General features: G+C 69.3%; 24 protein-coding genes and 1 pseudogene. 16 read left to right on the top strand and 9 right to left on the bottom strand.

What is annotated here, in order from left to right:
- Window positions 1–17: 17 nt before the first annotated feature.
- Window positions 18–197: an LPXTG cell wall anchor domain-containing protein gene (locus ATK30_RS13930; RefSeq protein ID WP_101435970.1), complete on the bottom strand. Its 180-nt coding sequence runs from the start codon at window positions 195–197 to the stop codon at window positions 18–20.
- Window positions 198–218: 21 nt separating this feature from the next.
- Window positions 219–971: a choice-of-anchor P family protein gene (locus ATK30_RS13925; protein ID WP_279629991.1), complete on the bottom strand. Its 753-nt coding sequence runs from the start codon at window positions 969–971 to the stop codon at window positions 219–221.
- Window positions 972–1,362: 391 nt separating this feature from the next.
- On the opposite strand from ATK30_RS13925, the gene xrtP reads away from it, so the two are divergent.
- Window positions 1,363–1,869 (top strand): exosortase P, encoded by a 507-nt coding sequence (xrtP, locus tag ATK30_RS13920; RefSeq protein ID WP_101435968.1) that lies wholly within the window; start codon window positions 1,363–1,365, stop codon window positions 1,867–1,869.
- A gap of 53 nt (window positions 1,870–1,922) precedes the next feature.
- A complete protein-coding gene (locus ATK30_RS13915; protein WP_101440817.1) occupies window positions 1,923–3,251 on the top strand; it encodes a glycosyltransferase in 1,329 nt (442 codons plus the stop codon).
- A gap of 46 nt (window positions 3,252–3,297) precedes the next feature.
- Here ATK30_RS13915 and ATK30_RS13910 read toward each other — a convergent pair whose 3' ends face one another.
- Entirely contained in the window at window positions 3,298–5,220 is a 1,923-nt protein-coding gene (locus tag ATK30_RS13910) for a peptidoglycan recognition protein family protein (protein ID WP_101435967.1), read from the bottom strand.
- A 349-nt stretch (window positions 5,221–5,569) separates the two neighbouring features.
- Here ATK30_RS13910 and groES point away from each other — a divergent pair, with 349 nt between their 5' ends.
- Window positions 5,570–5,863, top strand: a complete 294-nt coding sequence (gene groES / locus ATK30_RS13905; protein ID WP_009072407.1) for a co-chaperone GroES — start codon at window positions 5,570–5,572, stop codon at window positions 5,861–5,863.
- Between the two features lie 98 nt (window positions 5,864–5,961).
- Window positions 5,962–7,575 carry a chaperonin GroEL gene (groL, locus tag ATK30_RS13900; RefSeq protein ID WP_101435966.1) on the top strand — a complete coding sequence of 538 codons (1,614 nt, stop codon included), beginning with the start codon at window positions 5,962–5,964 and terminating at the stop codon, window positions 7,573–7,575.
- A gap of 110 nt (window positions 7,576–7,685) precedes the next feature.
- On the opposite strand, the gene ATK30_RS13895 is transcribed toward groL, so the two are convergent.
- Window positions 7,686–8,426, bottom strand: coding sequence for an SDR family NAD(P)-dependent oxidoreductase (locus ATK30_RS13895; RefSeq protein ID WP_101435965.1), 741 nt, complete (start codon window positions 8,424–8,426; stop codon window positions 7,686–7,688).
- Window positions 8,427–8,519: 93 nt separating this feature from the next.
- Here ATK30_RS13895 and ATK30_RS13890 point away from each other — a divergent pair, with 93 nt between their 5' ends.
- Window positions 8,520–9,170, top strand: a complete 651-nt coding sequence (locus tag ATK30_RS13890) for a TetR/AcrR family transcriptional regulator (RefSeq protein ID WP_101435964.1) — start codon at window positions 8,520–8,522, stop codon at window positions 9,168–9,170.
- A gap of 6 nt (window positions 9,171–9,176) precedes the next feature.
- Here the strand turns inward: ATK30_RS13890 and ATK30_RS13885 are convergent, their stop codons facing one another.
- A complete protein-coding gene (locus tag ATK30_RS13885; protein ID WP_037816439.1) occupies window positions 9,177–9,479 on the bottom strand; it encodes a WhiB family transcriptional regulator in 303 nt (100 codons plus the stop codon).
- Window positions 9,480–9,726: 247 nt separating this feature from the next.
- Between ATK30_RS13885 and ATK30_RS13880 the strand changes: the two genes are divergently transcribed.
- From ATK30_RS13880 to ATK30_RS13860, 5 genes are all read left to right on the top strand, one after another.
- Complete coding sequence (locus tag ATK30_RS13880) at window positions 9,727–10,632, top strand: MerR family transcriptional regulator (RefSeq protein ID WP_208637343.1); 906 nt, start codon at window positions 9,727–9,729, stop codon at window positions 10,630–10,632.
- 60 nt (window positions 10,633–10,692) lie between these two features.
- Window positions 10,693–11,736 carry a hypothetical protein gene (locus tag ATK30_RS13875; protein ID WP_101440816.1) on the top strand — a complete coding sequence of 348 codons (1,044 nt, stop codon included), beginning with the start codon at window positions 10,693–10,695 and terminating at the stop codon, window positions 11,734–11,736.
- A 131-nt stretch (window positions 11,737–11,867) separates the two neighbouring features.
- A complete protein-coding gene (locus ATK30_RS13870) occupies window positions 11,868–12,464 on the top strand; it encodes a response regulator transcription factor (protein ID WP_020662719.1) in 597 nt (198 codons plus the stop codon).
- Window positions 12,465–12,787: 323 nt separating this feature from the next.
- A complete protein-coding gene (locus ATK30_RS13865) occupies window positions 12,788–13,360 on the top strand; it encodes a sigma-70 family RNA polymerase sigma factor (RefSeq protein WP_101435961.1) in 573 nt (190 codons plus the stop codon).
- Window positions 13,361–14,296, top strand: a complete 936-nt coding sequence (locus tag ATK30_RS13860; protein WP_101435960.1) for an anti-sigma-D factor RsdA — start codon at window positions 13,361–13,363, stop codon at window positions 14,294–14,296.
- A 380-nt stretch (window positions 14,297–14,676) separates the two neighbouring features.
- Here ATK30_RS13860 and ATK30_RS13855 read toward each other — a convergent pair whose 3' ends face one another.
- Window positions 14,677–15,072, bottom strand: a complete 396-nt coding sequence (locus ATK30_RS13855) for a DUF5319 domain-containing protein (protein ID WP_020662715.1) — start codon at window positions 15,070–15,072, stop codon at window positions 14,677–14,679.
- A 139-nt stretch (window positions 15,073–15,211) separates the two neighbouring features.
- Here ATK30_RS13855 and guaB point away from each other — a divergent pair, with 139 nt between their 5' ends.
- The gene (guaB, locus tag ATK30_RS13850; RefSeq protein ID WP_101435959.1) at window positions 15,212–16,723 is read left to right on the top strand and encodes an IMP dehydrogenase; all 1,512 of its coding nucleotides are present in this window, start codon (window positions 15,212–15,214) and stop codon (window positions 16,721–16,723) included.
- Window positions 16,724–16,835: 112 nt separating this feature from the next.
- Here the strand turns inward: guaB and ATK30_RS13845 are convergent, their stop codons facing one another.
- Window positions 16,836–18,071 carry an MFS transporter gene (locus ATK30_RS13845; protein ID WP_101435958.1) on the bottom strand — a complete coding sequence of 412 codons (1,236 nt, stop codon included), beginning with the start codon at window positions 18,069–18,071 and terminating at the stop codon, window positions 16,836–16,838.
- A 171-nt stretch (window positions 18,072–18,242) separates the two neighbouring features.
- Here ATK30_RS13845 and ATK30_RS13840 point away from each other — a divergent pair, with 171 nt between their 5' ends.
- The 3 genes from ATK30_RS13840 (at window position 18,243) to ATK30_RS13830 (ending at window position 21,917) form a co-directional block, all read left to right on the top strand.
- Entirely contained in the window at window positions 18,243–19,382 is a 1,140-nt protein-coding gene (locus ATK30_RS13840) for a GuaB3 family IMP dehydrogenase-related protein (protein WP_101435957.1), read from the top strand.
- Window positions 19,383–19,506: 124 nt separating this feature from the next.
- Window positions 19,507–21,213, top strand: a complete 1,707-nt coding sequence (locus tag ATK30_RS13835) for a GMC family oxidoreductase (protein ID WP_101435956.1) — start codon at window positions 19,507–19,509, stop codon at window positions 21,211–21,213.
- Between the two features lie 14 nt (window positions 21,214–21,227).
- Window positions 21,228–21,917 (top strand): maleylpyruvate isomerase N-terminal domain-containing protein, encoded by a 690-nt coding sequence (locus ATK30_RS13830; protein WP_101435955.1) that lies wholly within the window; start codon window positions 21,228–21,230, stop codon window positions 21,915–21,917.
- Between the two features lie 210 nt (window positions 21,918–22,127).
- On the opposite strand, the gene ATK30_RS13825 is transcribed toward ATK30_RS13830, so the two are convergent.
- Entirely contained in the window at window positions 22,128–22,292 is a 165-nt protein-coding gene (locus ATK30_RS13825) for an ester cyclase (protein WP_101435954.1), read from the bottom strand.
- Window positions 22,293–22,417: 125 nt separating this feature from the next.
- Between ATK30_RS13825 and ATK30_RS13820 the strand changes: the two genes are divergently transcribed.
- Window positions 22,418–23,011, top strand: a complete 594-nt coding sequence (locus ATK30_RS13820; protein ID WP_208637342.1) for a TetR/AcrR family transcriptional regulator — start codon at window positions 22,418–22,420, stop codon at window positions 23,009–23,011.
- A pseudogene (locus tag ATK30_RS13815) lies at window positions 23,008–24,472 on the top strand (FAD-binding oxidoreductase). Before ATK30_RS13820 ends, ATK30_RS13815 begins: the two are co-directional and overlap by 4 nt.
- Here the strand turns inward: ATK30_RS13815 and ATK30_RS13810 are convergent.
- Window positions 24,460–24,912, bottom strand: coding sequence for a GNAT family N-acetyltransferase (locus tag ATK30_RS13810; protein ID WP_244194610.1), 453 nt, complete (start codon window positions 24,910–24,912; stop codon window positions 24,460–24,462). The pseudogene ATK30_RS13815 and the gene ATK30_RS13810 sit on opposite strands and share 13 nt — an antisense overlap.
- Window positions 24,913–24,916: the final 4 nt, after the last annotated feature.

Raw genomic sequence — 24,916 nt, 5'->3', positions numbered from 1 at the left:
CCGGCAGCCCGGATTCTTCAGCCGTCGAGGCGGGCGAGCCGCCGATTCCGGCGGCGGACGGCGACCAGCGCGACGATCCCGAGGATCACCAGCGCCAGGCCGACCGCGAGCCACCAGCCGACGTCGGCACCGGTGGCGGCGAGGGTACCCACCCCGCCACCGGCGACGCCGACTCCGGCACCAGGCATCTTGTACATCGCTCCATCACCTCACCGGGGTCAGGCGGCCGAACGACGGCGGGTGAAGCGCAGGCCGACCGGCACCGCGATCGCGGCGAGCACGCCGAAGCCGATCCACATGCCGGCACCCGAGGCGAGCGGCATCGGCGGAGCGGCCGGACCGCAGGTCGCCGACGACAGGATCACGTCGCCCGAGCCCAGCGAGCCGAGCGCCTGGCCGCCGAGCAGCTTCAGGTGCAGGGCGTTGACCGTGAGGCTGCCGTCGCCGTTCTTGATCTGCTCGTTCAGGATCAGCGTCGCCACATGCAGCGGGCCGACCTGGACCTGCAGTTCGGTGTTCGGCGCCGGGTTGGCGTCGACCTGGCCGAGGCTGCCGAGGTTCGCGCCGACCAGCGTGGTGCTGCCCTTGACGCCTTCCTGCGTCGCGGTGCAGACGGCTTCGACGGCCTTCGCGCCGACATTGCCCACCGCGGGCTTGAGCAGCGGCAGTCCGACGTCGGCGACCGACGCCTTCGACGTGACCGCGCCGGAGTTGTCGTCGCGCACCGCGGACGTGGTGATCACGCCGGTGGTCAGCACGCCGGTCACGTTCGCGGAGACCGCGGTGTTTTCCGTCGGGCCATTGGTGTTCGCGGCCGCGAGCGGGCCGACGTGCACCGCGGGCTGGCCGAGCAGCGTCACGTTGACGTTGACGCCGTAGGCCGACCCGTCACCGGGAGCGGCGCTGGCCGGAGCGGCTCCGGCCAAGGCGATGCTCGCCACGACGACGGCGAGCATTCCGCCTCGTCGCACGAGGTGTCTCTTCACTGGTCCTCCGATTTTTCTCAGGGCGAGCCGCTGCACGGACGAATCCCGCTGAGCAAGAGTCGGCACGCGGATCGGTTATCGGCGGACGTTCCAGAAATGGCACAGATTTTTCGCTGGATCACCATATCGGGTGATAAGAATTCGCTTTTCCCCAGGTTGGATGAAGTATCACCCGAACGGACTAGCAAGTGTGCGTAAGAATATGCCGAAAGCTGCTCGGGTGTCCCCGGAAAGGGGCTGCCCGGCGAAGGGCGGAAACCGTCGCGGACACGACCGCGGCCGGATCCGCCCCGGTTCCGCTGGGTTTCTTCTCGAGAGGGTCGTCGTGACAGCAGTCAACGCGCCGGTGTCCGGCGCATCCCGGTTTCCGCTGCGTATGGCGGTGTTCGGGGTGCTCGCCGCGGGGGTGGTGCTGGTGCTCGTGGAACGCGGGTACCGGGAGCTGGAGGTGCAGCTGGCCGGGGTCATCCTCCGGGTCGTCACCTCATCGGGGGTCTATGTGGCCGGAAACCGGGAATCGGTCTACTTCGGGTTGTCTGGCGATACTCCATTCGGGTTGCGGATGACTCCGGAATGCTCGTCGGTATTCCTTCTTCTACCGTTGCTATTAGTGACGGCCGCTCTTCTGTGGTTCCGGCCACAAAATGCCCGCCGGCTCTTTTTTTCGCTGGGAATTTCCGCGATCGCGGTGATTTTGGTTAATCAGTTACGGATCCTCACCATCGTCGGGCTGGTCAACGGCCTCGGCACCGACGAGGGCTACTACTGGGGCCACACCCTGCTCGGCTCGCTGGTCAGCGTCATCGGCGGCGCGATCTCGCTGGTGCTGTTCGTCTGGCTGTCGACGCGGAAGACTAAGGCCGAGAAGCGGGCCGCGGCGTGAGCGACTCCGGCCTGAAGATCCTGCTGTCGGTCACACAGGCGTTCGCGCTCACCATGAGCGTCGCGTTCCTCGTGTACGTCGTGGTGATCGTCGTGCCGTACCTGCGCCGCAAGCCCGCTCCGGTCGGCGACCCGGCCGACTTCTCGTGGCACTTCTTCGTCCCCTGCCGCGACGAGGAAGTGGTGATCCGCGAGACGGTGAAGTACTTGCGCGGCACCTTCCGCCGCGCGCACGTGTGGGTCGTGGACGACGATTCGGACGACCGCACCGCCCGCGTCGTGCGCGCGGTGTGGCGGCGCAACGGCGGCTACGACCCGAATCTCCACCTCGTCGCCCGGCAGCGTCCGGAAGCGCGCACGGGCAAGGGCGACGCGCTCAACGCCGCCTACCGCGAGCTGGACGAGTGGCTCGGCCCGGACGCGGACCGGGACCAGGTCGTGGTCGTGGTGGTCGACGCGGACGGCCGCCCCGCGCCCAACTGTCTCGAAGTGTGCGCGGCGGACCACCTTTTCGGCGATGAAACCGTGGGCGCGGTCCAGCTTGACGTCCGGATGAGCAACGCCCGCAGCCGTCCGCCCGGCCGCACGTGGTTCTCCCGTGCCTTCGGGCTCAAGCTCGCCCAGTTGCAGGACTTGGAGTTCCGTACCGCGATCGCGGCGATCCAGACCTCGCGCGGCTTCACCGGCACGATTTCCATGGGCGGCAACGGACAGTTCACCCGGCTGTCCGCATTGGACTCGATCGCCGGGGACGAGCTGGCCCCGTGGCGCGGTTCGCTGCTGGAGGACTTCGAGCTCGGCGTGCACCTGCTCACCGCGGGCTGGCGCACCGGATTCACGCCGGATTCGTATGTGGCGCAAGAAGGTCTGTACAGCCTCCGCCGGTTCCTGGTGCAACGCACGCGCTGGGGGCAGGGGACCATGCAATGCATGCGGTACCTGCGCCGGATCTGGGACTCGCCGCATCTGTCCACTTTGGGCGCCGCGGAGATGATGTACTACCTGGCGCAGCCGTGGATGCAGCTGCTCGGCTCGCTGCTGTACCCGGTTCCGTTCATCATGCTGCTCGTGACGACCGCGGGCGATCCGGGTCAGGTGTGGACGTGGTTCACCGGCGGCGCATGGATCCTGTTCGCCATCTACGGTTCGTTCGGGCTGCTGCCGTTCGTGGTGTGGGGCCCGATCTACCAGATGAAATGCTTGCACAGCAAGAACATCTTCCGCGGCATCGGCATGGGCCTGTTGTACGCGGCCTACATCTACACCTTCTACATCACGTCCTGGCGTGCGCTGTTCCGGCTGGTGCGCGGTCGCAACGGTTGGGCCAAAACCCGGCGCAACACCGAGGCCAGCGCTGGCGTGAAAGTGGCCCTGGACGCGTGAATGCCCGGGCCGCGCACTGGCGGCCCGGGCATTCAGCGAGCTGAGGTCAGGACGCCGGTTCGAGGTCGACGTCGTCGCGGCTGACGTACGCCACGCGGTGGCCGAGCTGGATTTCCACGTACTTCGCCTTGCCCTTCACGACCTTGTTGGTCGCGACGTCGAAGGACGCCGAGTAGTACTCCGACCCGGTCAGCCCGCCGACCGAATACTTCTGGCCCGCGCCGAGCTGATACGGCAGCGGCTTGAGTTCCTGCACCGGAATGTCCTTCGGGTACGCCGAGGCTTCCGGGTAAGCGCTTCCGTAGACCGGCACGGTCGCCTTGCCCTGCTTGGGCGTCGCGACGAATCCGTCGGCCGGGTACGCGGTGGGCGCGTCGTCCGGGTTGCGGAACCAGCCCTTCTGGCCGAGGTACCAGATCGCGATCCAGTCGCCCTGGGTGTCCGCGACGGCATACTTCTGGCCAGTGGCCGCACGGCTGCCGATGTCGGCGACGTCCATTGTGGACGGATTAGGCCCGTGCATGCCCGCATCGGACAGCAGTGGCGCGGATTCGCTCGGCTCGGTGTGCAGTACGACGGATCCCGAACCCCGCTCCGGGCAAGGATTCCCGGACCCGATCTTGTCGCAGCCGGTGAACGCTGGACGGTTGGCGGAGAACTCCGGGTCGATCACGACCAGGCCGGAATCCGGTTCGCCTTCGTGCTGCAGCGGGGCGCCGAGCAGGTCGAAATAGTGCGCCCAGTCCCAGTACGGACCCGGGTCCCAGTGCATGCTCTTGATCTTGTCCGCGTTGGGGCCGGGCACGTTGTCGTGGCCGAGGATGTGCGCCCGGTCCAGCGGAACGCCGAAGCGGTGGGCGAGGTAGCGCACGAGCTTCGCGGACTGGCGGTACATCGCCTCGGTGAACCAGGTGCCCTGTGCGGCGAAGCCTTCGTGCTCGACGCCGAGGGATTTCTCGTTCAGGTACCAGTTCCCGGCGTGCCAGCCGACGTCCTTGGTCGGCACGTGCTGGGCGACCTGGCCGTCCGAGGAGCGGACCGTGTAGTGCCACGCGGTCTGGCCCGGGGTCTGGGCCTGCTTCATCACCGAGTCCCAGGTGCCCTCGGTGTCGTGGATGACGATGTAGTCGATCGTCTGGTCGTCCGGCCGGTCAGCCTTGTCGTAGTTGCCGTAGCTGTCGCCGATCTTCTGGAACGGCGCGGGCACCGATTCGCAGGTCAGCGACCTCGGGCACTCGGTCGCCGGCGGCTCCCCGGCGCGCAGGCCGAGACGGTCCGCTTGTGCTCGGTCCGGGGTGACGCCGGAGGTCGCGGCGAGTTTGACGGCCTGGCCGTCGTCGGTCGTACGCGCGATGCCGCTGTTAATGGTGGCGAAGACCTCGTCGGCGAAGGTGCGCGCGCCGGTGACGTCTTCGGAGCCGCTGTATCGCGCGACGGCTCCGTACCAGTCCTTCGCGTGGTCGCTCTTGACGCCCAGCTCTCGCTGGTACTCGGCCAGCAGCGCCGCGCCGCCGCGGATGTTCGCTTCGGGGTCGGTACGGAGCTTCGCCGCGTCGGTGTGCAGGAGCTCGGCGGCCTTGTCGATGGTTTGGCTGCCGGGCGGGGGAGCCGAGGGCTCGAGCGGACGCAGGCGCAGGGTCGGGCGCGAGTCGTCGCCGCGGGGGTCTTCGTCGGGGTTGTCGAACTCGCTGGTGCGCAAGCCGGTGGTGCGGACGTCGGTGAGGTGCATCGGACCGTACCCGGCGGCAGTGCTGGGCGCGCCGGAATGGGTGTCCCAACGGGATGCCAGGTACGAGACGGCCAGCAGCACGTCGGTCGGGACACCGAATTCGGAGGCTGCGTCGGCGAAGGCACGCTGGCGGGCTTCGTTGGCCGGCTGCGCGGAAGCGGGCACGGCGGCCGCGACCGCGGCCAACGCCAGCAGCCCGGTGGTGGCGGCGGCCAGGCGCCACGGGAGTGAGCGGGGCATAGGAGGACTCCAGGAGTGAGATGCCTGTCTGTCCGGATCCAACCAGGAGCCGGGGGAGCTGGTGGGCTTTTTCCGCCGGATGGGGCCGAACGGGCACGCGGCACTGCCCTGGCCGCCGGTCGCCCCGCGGCGGGCGCTCGTCGCGCGGCCTGGAACAAACGGGCCGGTCAGCGGCTTCCGTCACCCGATTCGCCAGGTCCGGCGGACCCTCCTTGCGAAGCTGGCACTCACATGGCTAGAGTGCTAATCGAACGGCCCGGACACGCCCCGGCACCCGCGACGGCGGGGGTGGTATGAGCCGTAACCAGTCATCATGCCGACGCTTTCGACGACCGTGGAGGTCAACCCGGTGAGCGTGAACATCAAGCCGCTCGAGGACAAGATCGTTGTCCAGACGAGCGAGGCCGAGGAGACGACCGCTTCCGGCCTCGTCATCCCCGACACCGCCAAGGAGAAGCCCCAGGAGGGCAAGGTTCTGGCCGTGGGCCCGGGCCGCATCGACGACAAGGGCAACCGCGTTCCGCTGGACGTGGCTGTCGGCGACGTCGTCATCTACTCCAAGTACGGCGGCACCGAGGTCAAGTACAACGGCGAGGACTACCTGATCCTCTCCGCCCGCGACGTGCTGGCCGTCATCAACTGACGCGTCACTCGCAGCGCAAGGACGCCCCGGGCCCCGCTCATGCCGGGGTGCGGGGCGTTTTGCGTCGCACGACAACCGAAAGGTAAGCGGAAAGCGCTATGCCCAAGCAGATCAGTTTCGACGAGGACGCTCGTCGCGCGCTCGAGCGCGGGGTGAACAAGCTCGCCGACGCGGTCAAGGTGACCCTCGGCCCGCGCGGTCGCCACGTCGTTCTCGACAAGAAGTTCGGCGGTCCGACCATCACCCTCGACGGCGTCACCGTCGCCCGTGAGGTCGAGCTCGACGACCCGTTCGAGAACCTCGGCGCCCAGCTCGCCAAGAGCGTCGCCACCAAGACCAACGACGTCGCCGGCGACGGAACCACCACCGCCACGGTGCTGGCCCAGTCGCTGGTCAAGCACGGCCTGCGCAACGTCGCCGCCGGCGCCAACCCGACCGCGGTCGGCAGGGGCATCGAGGCGGCCGCGGAGAAGGTCGTCGAGGTCCTCAAGGCCAAGGCCACCCCGGTCAAGGGCCGTGACAACATCGCCCAGGTCGGCACCGTCACCTCGCGTGACGCGGCGATCGGCGCGCTGCTCGGCGAGGCCGTCGAGCGCGTCGGCGAGGACGGCGTGATCACCATCGAGGAGTCGTCCACGCTGGCGACCGACCTCGTGATCACCGAGGGCGTCCAGTTCGACAAGGGCTTCCTGTCGGCGCACTTCGCGACCAACCCGGAGGACCAGAAGGCGATCCTCGAGGACGCCTACGTCCTGCTGCACCGCGAGAAGATCTCGGCGCTGGCCGACCTGCTCCCGGTGCTGGAGAAGGTCGTCGAGGCGAAGAAGCCGCTGCTCATCATCGCCGAGGACGTCGACGGCGAGGCGCTGTCCACCCTCGTGGTGAACTCGCTGCGCAAGACGATCACCGCGGTCGCGGTCAAGGCCCCGTTCTTCGGCGACCGCCGCAAGGCGTTCCTGGACGACCTTGCCGTCGTCACCGGCGGCGAGGTGATCTCCGCGGAGATCGGCCGCAAGCTGTCCGAGGTCGACCTCGGCTCGCTGGGCAAGGCCCGCCGGGTCGTCGTCACCAAGGACGACACGACGATCGTCGACGGCGCGGGCACCAAGGACGCCATCGCCGCGCGGACCGCGCAGATCCGCAAGGAGATCGAGACCACCGACTCCGACTGGGACCGCGAGAAGCTGCAGGAGCGGCTCGCGAAGCTCGGCGGCGGCGTGGCCGTGATCAAGGTAGGCGCGGCCACCGAGACCGAGCTGAACGAGCGCAAGCACCGCATCGAGGACGCCGTGGCTTCGACCAAGGCGGCCGTCGAGGAGGGCATCCTGCCCGGCGGTGGTTCGGCGCTGGTGCACGCGGTCAAGGAGCTCGAGGGCAACCTCGGCATGACCGGCGACGAGGCGACCGGTGTCGCCATCGTCCGCGACGCGCTCACCGCCCCGCTGTTCTGGATCGCGACGAACGCGGGCCACGAGGGCGCGGTCATCGTGAACAAGGTCCAGGAGCAGGGCTGGGGCCAGGGCTTCAACGCCGCCACCGGCGAGCTGACGGACCTGATCGCGGCCGGCATCGTCGACCCGGTCAAGGTGACCCGCTCGGCCGTCGCGAACGCGGCGTCCATCGCCCGGCTCGTGCTCACCACGGAAAGCTCCGTGGTCGAGAAGCCGGTCGAGGAGGAGCCGGAGGCCGCTGGCCACGGGCACTCGCACTGACGCTGGTTCGTTCCGCGTTCTGCGTTGGCGGGGCGGCATTCCCTTCGGGGAGTGCCGCCCCGCTTTTTTGGTGCGGTGCCGGGCTTTCGAGGCTTTCGTGCGCCAGAGGTTCAGGCAGTGAACCCGCCGTCCACCGTGATCGATGTCCCCGTCAGGTACCGGCCGTCCGGTCCCGCCAGGTACGCCACCGCCGCCGCGATGTCGGACGGATTTCCGTAGTGCCCCAACGCGATATGCGCCAACTGGTCTCCGGAGTGCGGGCCGTCGGCGGGGTTCATCTCGGTGTCCGTCGAGCCCGGGTGGACCACCATCGCCGTGATTCCGCGCGGCCCCAGGTCGCGCGCCAGGCCCTTGGTCATCCCGACCAGCGCCGATTTGCTCGCCGAGTACAGGCTCAATCCGGCGAACGGCGAGCGCTCCGCCAGGTCGCTGCCGATCGACACGATCCGGCCGCCTTCCTTCATATGCCGTACCGCGGCCCGGGCCGCCACCAGCGGTGCCTTCACGTGGATCGCCAGCGTGCGATCGATCGTTTCCGTGGCCAGTTCTTCGACCGGTGCCGCCGGGAACACTCCGGCGTTGTTCACCAGCACGTCCAGTCCGCCCAGTTCGGCCGCGGTCTGGTCGACCGCGCCAGTCACGGCGTCTGCGTCGGCGGCGTCGGCCTGCAGCGCCAGTGCGCGTCCGCCGAGTTTTTCGATGGACGCGACCACGTCCGCCGCTCGGTCCGCGGCGCGTTCGTAGGTGATCGCGACGTCGGCGCCGTCCTCGGCCAGCCGGAGTGCGATCGCCGCGCCGATCCCGCGGCTTCCGCCGGTGACCAGAGCGACCTTGCCGTCCAGGGTTCCCATGCCTCACCTCTTTCTGTAGTGATAACTAAATAAATAGCCGCGTACGATGGGCGGGGTCAAGACTTCTGTATCGCTCACTAAAGAAGGTGGTCCATGTCACCCCGCGGCCGCCCGCGCGCTTTCGACCGCGAGCACGCGCTCACCCAGGCCATGCTGGTGTTCTGGGAGCGTGGCTACGACGGTGCGTCGCTGGCGGAGCTGACTGAGGCGATGGGCATCAAGCCGCCGAGTCTGTACGCGGCCTTCGGGGACAAGGAAACGCTGTTCCGCGAAGCGATCGAGCACTACCAATCCGTGTACGGGCAGTACACGATGCGGGCGCTGACCGAAGAGTCGACAGCGCGCGCGGCGGTCGAAGCGATGCTTCGCGACAATGCTCGTGCGTACGTGGAGCCTGGCCATCCCAAGGGCTGCATGGTGGTTCTCGCGGCTACCAACTGCACGCAAGCCAATGCGTCCGTGTGGGAGTTTCTCGCCGCTTCGCGCGACAACGTGCGACGTCAGCTTCGCGAGCGCCTGCGCCGTGGAGTGGAAGACGGCGACCTTGCGGCCACTGTGGACACTGACGCGCTCAGTGCGCTTTACGCGACTGTCTTTTATGGACTGACCATGCAAGCGCGCGACGGCGTCAGTCTCGACTCGCTGATGACCGTCATCGACCTCGCGCTTTCGTTGTGGCCCGAAAACGGCGGAGGGGCGGCATCCACAGTGGACACTGTGGACACCGCCCCTTCCGCGCCGTGAAGGAAGTCAGATGTGCGCCATGGTCAACGCGCGTTTGTCCTGTTTGATGATGTGGTCTCGTTCCGATTCGGACAGTCCGCCCCAGATGCCGTAGGGCTCGTGCACGGCGAGCGCGTGCTTGCGGCACATCTCCAGCACCGGGCACGACAGGCAGATCGCCTTGGCCCTGGCCTCGCGCCGCGCCCTCGCCGGTCCCCGCTCTCCGTCCGGGTGGAAGAAGGATCCGCTGTCCATCCCCCGGCACGACCCCTCCAGCTGCCAGTCCCACATGTCTGCGTTGGGGCCGGGGAGCCTGCGCGTGTCTGCCATCCTGACCGCCTCCGTCATCCGGTCGATGCCATTAGCTGCTCTGCTGTGGTGCCGATACTCCATTCGGTGCAACGGCGGTAACGTTAGAAGCGCGCCAATAGTTGTTCAATAGATCGGCGGCGATTCAGCCGTTAGGCATCCCCCAGATGTGTGAGCAGGGCTTTTGGCTCGGGTTGCCGGGACCGCCCGCGGGCTGGATATTGACCGGGTGGGATCCGGATCAGGCGATGGAGAACCCACCCTGCCGGTGGCCTCGGTCGCCCGCCGGCTCGGTGTCGCGCCGTCCACCCTGCGTACCTGGGACCGCCGCTACGGTCTCGGCCCCAGCCGCCACACCGACGGCAGACATCGCCGCTACGGCAGCTCTGACATCGGCCGTCTCGAACTTATGCAGCGCGCGCTCCTTCGCGGCGCTTCAACGGCGGAGGCCGCACAGTACGCGTTAGAGCAGATGCCGCGCGCGGACTTCGTGCCAGCGCCTGCCGAGCCTGCTGAAGCGACGAAGACGAAGGCGGCGGCCGACGACGTCGAGGTCCCTTCGCGGCTCGCGCGGCGGTTGAGTACTGCTGCGTTGGCGATGGACGTCGGTGCGGTACAGCGAATGCTCGTTGACGCTATTCGCGAGCTAGGCGTACTTCAGGCGTGGTCGGGCGTGATTGACCCGGTCCTCACCGCGCTCGGCGCGCGGTGGCGAGGCGTGCACGCGGGAGCGGAAGTGGAGTACCTGCTCGCTGAGTGCGTGTACGCGGCATTAATACGCGCGACGCCGGTCCTCGACGAGCCTCGCAACCAACGCCCGGTCCTTCTCGCGTGCGTGCCGGACGAACGGGACAACATGCCGGTGTACGCGTTGGCGGCCGCTCTCGCGGGGCGACGGATCGGCGCACAGCTCTTCGGCATCGCGCTGCCCCAAGAGGTGTTGGCGGTAGCGGTACGGCGAAGCGCGCCCGCTGCGGTCGTGCTGTGGGCGAATCGGGCGGACGCGGACCCGCGGCTCTTCGCGCGCGTGTCCCGCGGACGGCAGCGAACCCGGCTGTTCGCGTGTGGCCCCGGCTGGGATCCGGCGCTCCTGCCGCCGAAAGTCGAGCTGCTGGGCGATCTTTCCGCGGCCGCGGACCGCGTGGAGCACGTTCTTGTCGGTGCTCCACGCTAGAAAGGTCGAGTGGACGAAGAAGCGCTGACGGCTCTCGCGTTCGGTCCGGACGCTGGGCCGTTGGATCCGATACCTCGCGACGGCTCGCCAAGGCAACGCCTCCTGGCGGCGATCGTGCTGGGCGCGCGAGGCCGGTACGCGGCGGCCGCGGACTTGCTCGACCCGCTTCGGCGCGACCGGGATCCGCTGACGGCCTCGCTGGCGGCAAGCACGCTCGCGTCGCATCGGCGGCAGCTGGGCGCACACGTCTTGGCGCGAAAGCTGGACGGGGAGGCGCTGCTGGCGGTCGGACTGCGCGGGGCGGGGGACCATCGGACTGGGGTGGCGGGTGACGGCTCGCGACTGTCTGTCGGCGGCTGGGCTGCGGTTGGCTCGGGCTCGCTTGGCGTCGACCCGGGCCGAGCTGGTACCGGTGCGGGCTCGGCTGCTGCGGGCTCAGGCTCGGATGGGACCGCCGCCGACTCGGGCCGAACTGGCTCCAGAACAGACTCACCTCGTCCAAAGCCCGCCGCGAGCCCCGGCGGGTCGGCCGCCAACCCAGACAGCCTCGGCGTACCAGCCGAAGACCCCCACGGCCTCGACCTCCCAGGAGCCCGAGCCGATGCCCTTCTCGGCCTGGCCGCCGACAACCTCGCCCTCGGCCGTATCTCCGCCGCCCGCCGTCTGGCCGTCCGGGCCGCTCAAGCCGACCGGCGTTGGCGGGCGACCGTTCGTGGCGGCTGGGTCGGAGCCGAGATCGAACTCGCCGACGGGCAGCCCGAAGCGGCAGTCGCCCCGGCCCGTCTCGCCTACGAGACCGCCGTCGCGCGGAACGCTCGGCGACACATCGTGAAGTCCGGCATCGTCCTCGGCGTCGCCCTGCTCGCCGCCGGACAGGAGGGCGCGCGGGAACTCGTCGTCGCGGCCGCCGCCGACGCCGAGAAATACGAGCTCGATTCACTTAATTGGGTGGCGGCCCGCGTCGCCGCCGATCTGGACCACGACCGGGCCGAGGAGTATCGATTCAGGAGTCGCCAGGTGTTGCACGCAGTGTTACGGCACGCGGATCCTTGCGTGATGCGCATCGCACACGAATCGCCATGGGTGCCTGTCGGACCCGGGTAGGCCTGCGGGAACGAGCGTTCCGGCATCCGGGCTAAGAAACTTCAAAAAAAGCCACCGGATCGTGTCAAGGTTCGGGCTAAAGCGTCCGATAGGGGAAGTGGAATGTCACCCGGCTGCAGGAAGGAAACCCCGTGACGACGGTCTTGATCTGCGACGACCGACGCAGTGTCCGCGAAGGGCTCACCCGTGTGATGTCCGCGGTGCCTGGGGTCAGTCGCATCGACTGCGTAGCGCACGGTGACGAGCTGCTGGCCCGGTACACCCGTCAGCCGGTCGACGTCGTGCTGGTCGGAACGCAACGCGCGGTCCCGACAGGCGTCGAGGCGACCCGCCGGCTCGTCTCCGCGAACCCCCAGGCGAACGTCATCGTCTTCGGAGCCCCGGACGACGCGGGCAGCATCGCGGCCGCCATCGCCGGCGGAGCGCGCGGCTACCTGCGCTGGGACGCCTCCCGGCCCGAACTGGTCGCCGCGCTGGCGCACACCCTGGCCAGCACGTCGGTGCCCGCGCCGCGGCAGCCGTCCGACCCGGGCGTGCAGCTCACCGAGCGCGAGCTGCAGGTGCTGCGCGGCATGAGCCAGGGCAAGAGCAACGGCCAGATCGGCCGCGAGCTGTACCTCTCCGAGGACACGGTCAAGACGCACGCGCGGCGGCTCTTCCGCAAGCTCGGCGTCCGCGACCGCGCGCAGGCCGTGGCGCACGGCTTCCGCCGCGGCCTCGTGTCCTGACCGAGGCCGAGCAAGCCAATACGGGACTTCCGATCCGATTCGGCCGGTGACGAACGGGCCAGGGCGACCCAGCCCTGGCCCGTACCTGTTGTCCTGGCCCCTGCTCTCGTGCCTCGCCCGCGTCCCCACCGCGTGACGGCACTGCCCCAGCCCGTCTGCCTGCGACAATCGCCGTCCGGCCGCGCCCGGCGCGCCGGTCACCACCTCTGGCGGTTGTCTGGTAGGACTCCGACGGTACGGTAGCTGTGACCGGCGCAGGACGGGGACGACCACGCGCCGGATTCTTTGCACGCCTACACGTAACGCTGGGACTGTTGTCTGCGATGGCCACTGTGGGGGATGGACTGGACGAGCCGGTCGCCGCCGCTGTCGAGGGAGACCCTCAGGCAGTCGAGCGGTTGCTGGCCGCCATTCGTCCCCTTGTGGTGCGGTATTGCCGCGCCAGGGTTGGCAGGCAGGAGCGTTCGTTCGCTTCGGCAGACGACGTTGCGCAGGAGGTGTGTCTCGCGGTGCTTACGGCCTTGCCTTCGTACCGTGATCAGGGCCGCCCCTTTCTCGCGTTCGTCTACGGGATCGCCCAGCACAAGGTCGCCGACGCGCACCGCGCCGCGGCTCGCAACCGGGCGGAGCCGGTCGCCGAGATCCCCGACGAGATCGAGGTCGGCGTCGGCCCGGAGCAGCGTGCTCTGCAGGGTGAGCTGAACGAGCGGATGGCGCAGTTGCTGCAGGTGCTGCCGGACAAACAGCGGGAAATCGTCGTTCTGCGGGTTGTGGTCGGGCTGTCGGCGGAGGAGACGGCGGAAGCCGTCGGTTCCACGCCGGGCGCCGTCCGCGTCGCCCAGCACCGGGCACTCGCCCGGCTGCGCAAGGTGCTTGCCGCCGAGGAGGTGATCTGAGTGACCGATCGCGAAGACCGGGACAGAGACCTGTCACCTTCCGCCCAGGCCAGCGGCCTGACCGGGTACGACGCGGAAACCGATGGCGACCTTACGGCCATCCAGGCCGACGACGCGCTGCTCGACGCGCTCGGCGGGACCGATCCGGCTGTCGCCGACGGGCTCGGAGACCAGGAACTGAACGCGCTGCTGCTCGCGTGGCGCCGCGACATCGACAGCGAGCCGCTCGCCGAGCTGGTGGACGTCGACACCGCGGTCACCACGGTGAAGACGGCCGCGCTGGCGCGCAAGTACCAAAGCCGCGGCCGCCGTCGCCGCTATCTCGTGCCGGTGGCCGCCGCGTGCGCCGCCGCCGCGATCGCCTTCACCGGCACCGGCCTCGCCGCCCGTGACGCCCAGCCCGGCGACACGCTGTGGGGCCTCACGAAGGTGCTGTACGCCGACCACGCCCGCTCCGTCGAGGCCGCCGCCGCGGCGAAGCTCGATCTGGAGAAGGCGAACCTGGCGCTGGCCGACAACCGGCTCGCGGACGCCCGGCGCGCGCTCGCCGACGCGCAGGCCGCGCTCATCCAGGTCACCGACGCGGACAACCGCAACCAGCTCCTGCAGCAGCACCGCGAACTGGCCGCCCAGCTCGGTCAGCCGACCGCGCCGCCCTCGGGGCAGAAGTCGTCGACGCCGCCGGCCGTGCCGCCGGTGCACAACCCGGTCAGCAGCGCGGCGCAGCCGCCCGGCCAGTCGACGTCGCTGCCGGGCACCGGGAGCGACAATCCGCCGCCGGTCACCTCGGCGACGCCGCTGCCGCCGGTCACGTCCACGCCGAGTTCGCCGCCGCCGTCGCCGAGCGCCACCCCGAACGATCCGGGCACGGGCAGCAGTCCACGCAACGAGTCGTCGCAGGGGGCACAGGCCCCGAACGGCACCAGCGGCTCCTAGGTTTTCCGAAGGTCCCGGCACGGACAGTGCCGGGACCTTCTTCGTATCGCCGGGCGAGGCTGGTTTTCGGAGAGCCCTACGAGACGGCCCACGGGGTCATGCTGCTCACGGTCATCCGGCAGGGCCGCCAGGGCGGGCCGGGGACGTCCGGTCGGTCAACGCGGACAGCGTGACCTGGACGCCCGCGGTCGATCAAGGGCCGAACCTGCCCGAGCGGGCGATAATCGCTCAGCCAGCGAAACACCATCGCTGCCCCAGAGTTGTCCACAAGTCGACACACCTGTGGACAACGGCTGTGGACAACTGTGTGCACACATGAAGAAGGCCCTGGTGGCCAAGCTCACCAGGGCCTTCTCTCAGGCTGTGCGGAACCGAACGGGTCAGTACGCGCTTTCGTTCGCCGTGACCCCGTCCGCGAAACCGCGGCAGTAGTCCCAGCTCACGTAGTCGGCCGGGTTCGGGTCGAAGGCCGGCTCGTGCGGGCGCATCCGTCCGTCGGACAGCAGCTGCTCCAGGCTCGCGCGCAGCAGCGTCCAGTCGTGATAGTGGGGTTCGTCGCACTCGCCGCAGTCGACCACGATGCCGCGCACCCCGCGAGGCTCCAGGAGGGCCTGGTACACGGCGAGGTCGGACAGGTCGGCCAGCAGCTCGGTGCGCTCGTCCGCGCTGATCGGCTCTTCCAAGTGGTCGTCGGGGTCGGGGATGGCCCGGGCCGGATCGTCCGGGTCGTCCGCGAACGGATCGGGGGGCAACACATCGTGCGGCACGGCCTGCACGGTACCCGGCGGGCCACCCACCCGGGCCAGGGCCCCGGCCTGGATATCATGAGGGGAAGGCCCGACCACCCTCGGCCCACGCCAGGCATCGCCGCCCGCGACTCCAGCCCACCCCTGCCAGGAAGGCCCTTCGCCCCTCATGACCAGCGAAAGCATCACCCCCGCAGTGCCCAGCAAGTTCGCGATGCTCGGCTTGACCTTCGACGACGTGCTGCTGCTGCCCGCGGAATCGGACGTGGTGCCCAGCGCGGTGGACACGAGCACCCAGCTCACCCGCAACATCAAGCTCAACATTCCGCTGGTCTCCGCGGCGATGGACACGGTCACCGAGGCGCGGATGGCGATCGCCATGGCGCGGCAGGGCGGGATCGGCGTGCTGCAGCGCAACCTGCCGATCGAGGAGCAGGCGGCGGCGGTCGAGGTCGTGAAGCGGTCCGAGGCGGGCATGGTCACCGACCCGGTCACCTGTTCCCCGGACGACACCCTCGCCGAGGTCGACGCGCTGTGCGCGCGGTTCCGGATCTCCGGTGTCCCGGTCACCGACGCCTCCGGCGCGCTGGTGGGCATCATCACCAACCGCGACATGCGGTTCGAGGTCGACCACACGCGGCTGGTGAGCGAGGTCATGACGAAGACGCCGCTGGTGACCGCGCAGGTCGGCGTCACCGCGGAGGCCGCGCTGGGCCTGCTGCGCAGGCACAAGATCGAGAAGCTGCCGATCGTCGACGGCGCGGGCAAGCTGCGCGGCCTGATCACGGTCAAGGACTTCGTCAAGACCGAGCAGTTCCCGCGGGCGTCGAAGGACCCGGACGGCCGTCTCATCGTCGGCGCCGCGGTCGGAGTGGGCGCGGATGGCCACAAGCGCGCGATGGCGCTGGCCGAGGCCGGGGTGGACGTGCTGATGGTCGATACGGCGCACGGCCACTCGCGTGCGGTCGTGGACACCGTGCGGCTGCTGAAGAAGGAACTGGGCGACACGGTCGACGTCGTCGGCGGCAACGTCGCGACACGGGCCGGTGCGCAGGCGCTCGTGGACGCGGGCGTGGACGGCGTGAAGGTCGGCGTCGGCCCGGGCTCGATCTGCACCACGCGGATCGTCGCGGGTGTCGGCGTGCCGCAGATCTCCGCGATCTACGAGGCTGACCAGGCCTGTCGTCCGGCTGGTGTCCCGGTGATCGGCGACGGCGGCATCCAGTACTCCGGCGACATCGCGAAGGCCATCGCGGCCGGCGCGTCCTCGGTCATGCTCGGCAGCCTGCTCGCCGGTACCGCCGAATCGCCGGGCGACCTGATCCTGGTCAACGGCAAGCAGTTCAAGGTCTACCGCGGCATGGGCTCGCTGGGCGCCATGCAGTCGCGCGGCGAGGCGAAGTCGTACTCGAAGGACCGGTACGCCCAGGACGACGTGCTCAACGAGGACAAGCTGGTGCCGGAAGGCATCGAGGGCCGGATCCCGTTCCGCGGTCCGCTGTCGAACGTCGTCCATCAGCTCGTCGGCGGCCTGCGCGCGGGCATGGGCTACGCGGGTGCGGAGACGATCGCGGCGTTGCAGGAGGCGCAGCTGGTCCGGATCACCGCGGCCGGGCTGAAGGAAAGCCACCCGCACGACATCACGATGACGGTCGAGGCCCCGAACTACACGACCCGCTGACCGACGCTGTTCGCCCGCTCCTTCTTCCCGCCACCCTGGATCTCCAGGTGACGGCGAGGGGAGCGGGCGAATGCGGTTTCCCGGAGGTTCACGCCGCGGCTGCCCTGTTCGATCAGGAATCCGTGCCGCGGACCGATTCCACCGCGGGAGTCTCGTTCTGAGCGCGGTTCCACCCGAGCAGCAGCAACGGCGTCGCCAGCATCAACGCGCCCGCCAGCCCGAGTGCGCCGCGCGTGCCCAGCCAGGCCGCCACCAAGCCCCACAGCAGCGTCAGCCCGGCCGTGCCGGCGCTGCCGCTGATCCGCCATGCGGACAACATCCGGCTCACGTAGCCATCTTCGGTTTCCTCGAGCCGGTACGTGGCGAGGACGGTGTTGTACGCCGCCGCGCAGACGATCAGGCCGGACTCCACCGCCATCACCCAGAACAGTCCCCCGATCCCGGGCGGTACGAATGCCAGCAGCACAACCCAGCCCGACCGGGCCGTGGCGAGGATCGGCAACAGGCGCACCCGGCCGTAGCGCGGCACCAGCCGGCGGGCGAGCCGGGATCCGACCAGGCCGCCGAGGCACGGGACGCCGAACGCGAGCCCGTACTGCCAGGTCGGCAGGCCGAGTTCGCCGAGCAACAGCACCGCCAGCAGCGGCGCGGTGGCCATGATCAGGCCGTTGACCAGGCAGCTGTTGAGGAACAGCATCCGCAGCCGGGCGTGCCGGAAGAGATAGCGCCAGCCCTCGACCAGGTCGGCGGCTCGGAAAGCGGCGGGGCGGGCTGGCTTGGGCTCGCGGGTGCGGATCGTCGAGAGCGAGAGGGCGGAAAGCAGGTAGCTGACCGCGTCCAGGAGCACAGTGGCGAGCGGGCCGAAGGCCCCGATCGCCGCCCCGCCCGCCGGCGGACCAAGCGCGGTCGCGGTCCAGAGTGTGGTCTCGAACCGGCCGTTGGCGGTGAGCAGGTCTGGACCAGCCGCGAGTGATTTCAGATACGCGCCGCTCGCCGACGTGAACGCGATGTTCGCCGCGGACACGAGCACCGAGACCGCCACGAGCTGGGCAAACGTCAGCACGTCCAGCAGATACGCGGGGAGCAGCGTGAGCAGGGCGGCGAAGCGGACGAGGTCCATGGCGATCAGAACCGGGCGTTTTCGCCGGAATTCGACCCACGGGCCGAGCGGGAGCGCGGCCAGTGAGCCCGCCGCCAGCCCGGCTCCGGCCAGCAGCGACACCTGCGCGGCACTGCTGTGCAGCACCCGTACCGCGACGATCGAGAAGGCGTCGAGGGCGAAATAGGTGCCCGCGATGCTGACCGCGTAGGCCAGCCACAGCCGGTGAAAGTCCTTGCCCAGCGCCAATTCCGTCCCCCTCGTTCAGCCGGGCAGCCAACCATCCGCCCGCGCCGGTGGCAAACAACCGCGCGCACAACCGGTGGTTGTCGCCACCGCAACGGTCCCCCGCGCGCAGGTCACCCGTGCCGACTCGCGACAATGGACCGCGTTGTCGTCAGGCGCGAGAAGGGACATCACGTGCGGGATCTGGTCGAGATCGGCATGGGCCGCACCGCGCGGCGGGCGTACGACCTCGAGGACGTCGAGATCGTGCCGTCGCGGCGGACCCGGTCCTCGTCGGTGGTGTCCACTGCCTGGCAGATCGACGCGTACCGGTTCGACCTGCCGCTGGTCACCCACCCGACCGACGCGATCGTGTCGCCCGGGACCGCGGTGGCGATCGGCGAGCTGGGCGGCCTCGGCGTGCTCAACGCCGAAGGGCTGTGGGCGCGGCACGCGAACGTCGAGGAAGCGATCTTCCGCCTGGTGCGCGCGGCCGAGGACAGCGACGACCCGACCGCGGTCGTGCGCGAGCTGCAGGAGCTGCACTCCGCGCCGATCCGGCTGGACCTGCTGAGCGAGGCGATCAAGACGGTCCGCGAATCCGGCGTGACGGTGGCCGCGCGGGTCAGCCCGCAGCACGCCGCCGAGCTGACGCCGGACCTGATCGCCGCGGGCGTCGAGATCCTGGTCGTGCAGGGCACGATCATCTCGGCCGAGCACGTCCAGCGCGACGCGGAACCGCTCAACCTCAAGGAGTTCATCGGCCGCCTCGACGTGCCGGTGATCGCGGGCGGCGTGAGCGACTACCGCACGGCCATGCACCTGATGCGCACCGGCGCGGCGGGCGTGATCGTCGGCCACGGCTACACCGAGGGCGTCACCAGCACCGACCGAGTGCTCGGCATCGGCACCCCGATGGCGACGGCGATCGTGGACGCGGCCGCCGCCCGGCGCGACTACCTGGACGAGACCGGCGGCCGCTACGTGCACGTCCTCGCCGACGGCGGCATCACGACGTCCGGCGACATCGCGAAGGCGATCGCCTGCGGCGCGGACGCGGTCATGCTCGGCGCCCCGCTGGCGACCGCGTCGGACGCCCCGGGCCAGGGCCTGTACTGGACCGCCGCGGCGGCGCACCCGTCGCTGCCGCGCTCGCGCGTGGTCGCCGGCCCCGACTCGGACTACGCGGTGGACCTGAAGACGCTGCTGTTCGGCCCCTCCTCGGACGCGGAGGGCGTGGTGAACCTGTTCGGCGCGCTTCGCCGCGCGATGGCGAAGACGGGGTACTCGGACCTGAAGGAGTTCCAGCGGGTGGGCCTGACCGTCCGCGGCTGACGTTTTTCTCGACGGGCCCGTCGCGGGGATCTCCCGCGGCGGGCCCGTTGCTGTGCCCAGGTGGTGTAACCCGTCAGTAACTTACCTCTGGTCAGCCGGACTTCCGGGGGTTACCCTCCTACCTGTGACTGCCAGTAACACCACCACCGCGCGGCAAGAACCCGACTACGACGTCCTCGTGGTCGGTTCCGGGTTCGGCGGCAGCGTCGCGGCGTTGCGGCTGACCGAGAAGGGCTACCGCGTCGCGGTGGTCGAGGCGGGCAGGCGATTCGCCGACGACGAGTTCGCCAAGACGTCCTGGGATCTCAAGCGCTACCTCTGGGCCCCGCAGCTCGGGTGTTACGGCATCCAGCGCATCCACATGCTCAACGACGTGATGGTGCTGGCCGGCGCGGGCGTCGGCGGCGGTTCGCTCGTGTACGCGAACACGCTGTACCGGCCGCTCAAGCCGTTCTACCAAGACCGGCAGTGGGCGCACATCACCGACTGGGAAAGCGAACTCGCGCCGCATTACGACCAGGCCAGCCGCATGCTCGGCGTCGTCACGAACCCGACGATCACGCCGTCCGACGTGGTGATGCGGGACGTCGCGAAGAAGATGGGCGTCGAGGATTCGTTCCACGCCACGCCGGTCGGGGTGTATTTCGGCAAACCGGGCGAGACGGTCCAGGATCCGTATTTCGGCGGTGCCGGGCCGGATCGGGTCGGGTGCACCGAATGCGGTTCGTGCATGACCGGCTGCCGGGTCGGCGCGAAGAACACACTGGTGAAGAACTATCTGTACCTCGCGGAGAAGGACGGCGCGAAGGTCATCCCGCTGACCACGGTGACGTCGGTAAGCCCGCGCAGCAACGGTTACGCGATCACCCTGCAGAAAACCGGCACTCGTTCACGGCGGTTCCGGACGACGGTCACGGCGTCGCAGGTGGTGTTCGCCGCGGGTACCTGGGGCACGCAGAACCTGTTGCACCGCATGAAGGACACGGCCGTGCTGCCGAAGCTGTCGCAGCGGCTCGGAGAACTGACGCGGACGAATTCCGAGGCGATTATCGGCGCGGGGCGGACCACTGTGGACCCCGAACGGGACTTCAGCCGCGGTGTCGCGATCACGTCGTCCATTCATCCGGACGAGAACACGCACATCGAACCGGTGCGTTACGGCAAGGGCAGCAATGCGATGAGCATGCTGCAAACCGTTGCCACCGACGGGTCTTCGAGCGTTCCGCGCTGGCGGCAGGCGCTCACGTTCCTGGCCAAGCACCCGGTGCAGTCGGCGAAACTGCTCAACGCGTACCGGTGGAGCGAGCGCACGGTGATTCTGCTGGTGATGCAGAGCCTCGACAATTCCATCACCACCTACACGAAACGCGGCCTGTTCGGGCGGCGGAAGTACACGTCGAAACAGGGGCACGGCGAGCCCAACCCGAGTTTCATCCCGGCGGGCTACGAGGCGAACCTCCTTACCGCGGAACGGATCGACGGCATGCCGGGCGGCACCTGGGGCGAGATTTTCGACATCCCGCTCACCGCGCACTTCATCGGCGGCGTGCCGATTGGCGACAGCGCCGAGACCGGCGTGATCGACCCGTACCACCGGGTCTACGGCTATCCCGGACTGTCCGTTGTGGACGGTTCGGCGATCACCGCGAACCTCGGGGTGAACCCGTCGCTCACCATCACCGCGCAGGCCGAGCGGGCGTTCTCGTTCTGGCCCAACAAGGGCGAGGCCGACCAGCGCCCGGAGCAGAGCAGCGGGTACGCCCGGATGGAACCGATCTCGCCGAAGAACCCGGCAGTTCCGGCGAACGCGCCCGCGGCACTGCGCCGCTGACCTAAGATCGTCCGGTGACGACTGCGGCGCTGGACCGGATCCGGGAACTGCACGACGAATGGGCCCGGATCGCCGAGGCCCTGCCGGACGCGGCGTTCGGCGAGCCGAGCGCGTTGCCCGGTTGGACGCGTGCGCATCTGTTCACCCACCTCGCGCGCAACGCCGACGCCCTCGGCAACTTGCTGACCTGGGCCGAAACCGGGGTCGAGCGGCCGATGTACGGCCCCGGCAACGCCCGGGACAACGACATCGAGGCCGGGGCCGGTCGTGCCCCGGCGGAGATCGTGGCCGACCTGGTGGCATCCGGGAAGCGGCTGACTGACCACGCCGCACGGCTCTCGGACGAGGCGTGGGCAGCGCGGGTGCGGCACCGGCACGGCGGCGAGCTGACCGGCGCGGATGTGCTTACCCTGCGGCTGTCCGAGACCACCATCCACCTCGCCGACCTCGACGCAGGCCACGATCTCGACAGCGCCACCGCCCTGCTCGGCGAGCATCTCGACGCGGTGATCGCGACGCTGATCAAGATGTGCCCGCGCCCGCTGCCCTCGTTCCGGATCACGGACGGAGTCCGCACCTGGACCCTCGGCGAGGGTGGTGACCTCGTCACCGGCACGCCGGGCTCGGTGTTGGCCTGGCTGACCGGCCGCGGCGACAGTTCCGCGCTTTCCGGTCCGGTGCCGGACATGGCTCCGCTGCTCTGACCCAGCCTTCAGCCGGCTTGCCGGGCGGCGGCGAGTTCGTCGTCGTCCCCGACGATGCCCAGTTGCTGCGGGATGGCGAGCCGGTCGGTCTGGATGTCGAGTTCGGAAATCCGGCCGCCGGTCACCCGCGCGAGGACGAAACCGCGCCACGTTCCGCGTTTGCCGGTCGCGAACCTCCGCGGTAGTAGCCGGTGTTGGTCGCGCTGAGCCTCACGTGGCCGCGACCCGGTCGCCTTCGGCGAGCAGCGAATCGACGTCCGCCCGCAGGTCCGGGAACGCGGTCAGCATCTGCGTCCAGCCGGTGCGGAAGGCGGCGAGCCCGCCGGTAGGCGCGTCGACCACGACCGGGCCGGACTCGGTCTTGGGATCGAGCATGACTCTTCTTTTCTTACGATGTAAGAGCCGAGAACAGCGATATCTTACGGCGTAAGAAACGTCAAGGGGGACCAGTGTCCGATCGGAGGGCCCGGCCGCGTGCGGGGCTGACCAGGGAGCGGGTCGTGGACGCCGCGCTCGCGTTCGCGGACGAGCACGGCATCGCCGCGCTGTCGATGCGCAAGCTCGGCGCGGAACTCGGCGTCGAGGCGATGACGCTCTACCACTACGTGCCGAGCAAGGAAGCGCTGTTCGACGCCCTGGTCGACCGGCTTGTCTCGGCGCTGGCCGGGATCGAGCCGGAGCCGGGAGGGTCCGGCCCGGAGTGGCTGGGCCGGGTGGCCCGGGCATACCGGCAGCAGTTGCTCGCGCATCCGGGCGTGCTGCCGCTCGCCGCGGCCCGGCCCGCGGTCAGCCCGGACTCGCTGCAGATGCTCGAAACCGCATTGCAGATGCTTGAGTTGCCGCCGGCGCGCGGACTCGACATGGTAAACGCCGTGATGACTTTCGTCCTCGGCCACACGCTCGCCGAGGCTGGCCGGACTCCCGGCACACGGTCCGATATGGACAGTCTGGCGCACCTCGACGAGGACCGCTTTCCGCTGCTCGCACAAGCGCTGCGGGGCGGGGCCCGGCACGAAGAGCGGTTCGAATTCGCCCTTCGGGCATTACTGGCCGGACTTTTCGCAACCCACTCGCGGTCTGGGACGTCTGAATGAACATGACACTGGGGAGAAGGACGTTCTTGCGCGCTGCCGGGTTGACGGCGGTCGGTGCGGTGGCCGCGGCGTGCACCGCGAAACCGGGACCATCGGTGCCGCAGACCAGCCCGACGTCGAGAGTGTCCGTCCCGCCGAGCACCAGCTCGAAGCCGTCCGGGCCACCGGACTGGAACGCGTTGCGCGGCAAGCTCTCCGGTGACCTCGTGCTGCCCAGCGACGACGGATTCGCCACCGCGAAGCGGGCGTTCAATCCGCTTTTCGACGGGCGTAACCCCGCCGCGGTAGCGAAATGCGCGAAGCCGGAGGACGTGCAGGCGTGCGTCGAGGCGGCTGGCGGACGGATCCCGGTCGCCGCGCGCAGCGGGGGGGCACAGTTATGCCGGGTATTCCGCGCCGGACGGTGGGCTGGTGATCGACGTCGGAGGCCTGGCTGGCGTGGATGTTCAGGGCGATCAGGTCGTGATCGGCGCGGGCGCGAAACTGGGCGACGTCTATTCGGAGCTGGCGAAGGCGGGTCGTTGCCTGCCTGCCGGTTCGTGCCCGACTGTCGGCATTGCCGGGCTCGCGCTCGGCGGCGGAATCGGCGTATTGACCCGGAAATACGGCCTGACCTGCGACCGGCTGCAGTCCGCGCAGATCGTCACGCCGGACGGCAAGCTGCGCACGGTGAGCGCGCAAGCGGACGACGACCTGTTCTGGGCGCTGCGCGGCGGCGGGGGCGGGAACTTCGGCGTGGTCACCTCGTTCACCTTCGCTACCGTGGAAGCGCCGACCGTCACGGTGTTTTCGCTGAAGTTTCCGTCCGGTTCGACGAGCGACGTGGTCGACGCGTGGCAGCGCTGGCTGCCGAGCGCTCCGCCCGAATTGTGGTCGAACTGCGTGGTTTCCGGCGGCCCGGGCGGGGCGTGCCGGATCGGCGGGGCGTTCGTGGGCGGTTCGGCGGGGCTGACATCGGCGCTCAGCGGATTGTCGGTGTCGCCGTCTGGCCGCACGATGAAAGCCCTTGGCTACGGCGCGGCGATGAACTACTTCTCCGGCAGTTCGGAGCGTCAGACGTTTGTGGCGTCGTCGCGAATCATCACCGACCCGGTGGACGGTGGGAAGATCGCCGATCTCGCCTCCGGACACAAGGGAATGGACCTGCTGATCGACGGACTCGGCGGCGCGGTGGCCGAAATCGCGCCGACGGCGACGGCGTTTCCGCACCGGAAAGCGCTTGCCAGTATTCAGGTTTACGCTCCGGCCACCGCGGACAGCCAGGGGAGCGCGCGCAAGTCGGTGTCCACTGTGGTCGCTGGACTGGCGGACGCGGGCGCGCGCGGCGGCTACGTCAATTACATCGACCCTGATCTGCCGGACTGGAAGTCGGCCTACTACGGCGACAACGCGGCCCGGTTGGACCAGGTAGCGAAAAAATACGATCCTGACGCGTTTTTCAGGTTCGCTCAGTCCGTCTGAGGCGGGAGCCAGACGTACCGCACGTCTGGCTCACCCTCTTCATTTCGCTGTCCGTCGGTGTATTCGATCGCGACGAAACCGTGGCGGCGGTAAAACCGTTGTGCTGGCTCGTTGATCTGGAATGTCCACAGGGTCAGCCCGTCAGGTCTGAGCTGTTTGGCCAAGTCCACCAACTGGTCGCCGATTCCCCGGCCGCGCCACGGAGGATCGAGATAAAGCTGTGCCAGCTCCGTGCCGTCGAGCACGAGCAGTCCGGCCACAGTGGACTCGGCAACCGCGATCCAGGTTTCCTGCTGTGGCACCACGATGTTCGCGAACCACCAGCGCACCGCGTCGTCGTCGTGAGCGCGGCGGACAGTCGGCAGCGCGGCGGAGAACGACCGCAGCCACACGTCGGCGATGTCGCGTGCGTCAGCGGCCGTTGCCCGTCGCAGGTCCACTGTG

Origin of the sequence: Amycolatopsis echigonensis (assembly GCF_002846615.1) — a bacterium.
Lineage (GTDB): Bacteria > Actinomycetota > Actinomycetes > Mycobacteriales > Pseudonocardiaceae > Amycolatopsis > Amycolatopsis echigonensis.
Note: the sequence above shows the minus strand (reverse complement) of the source record. Positions and strands in the feature narration are given on the sequence as shown.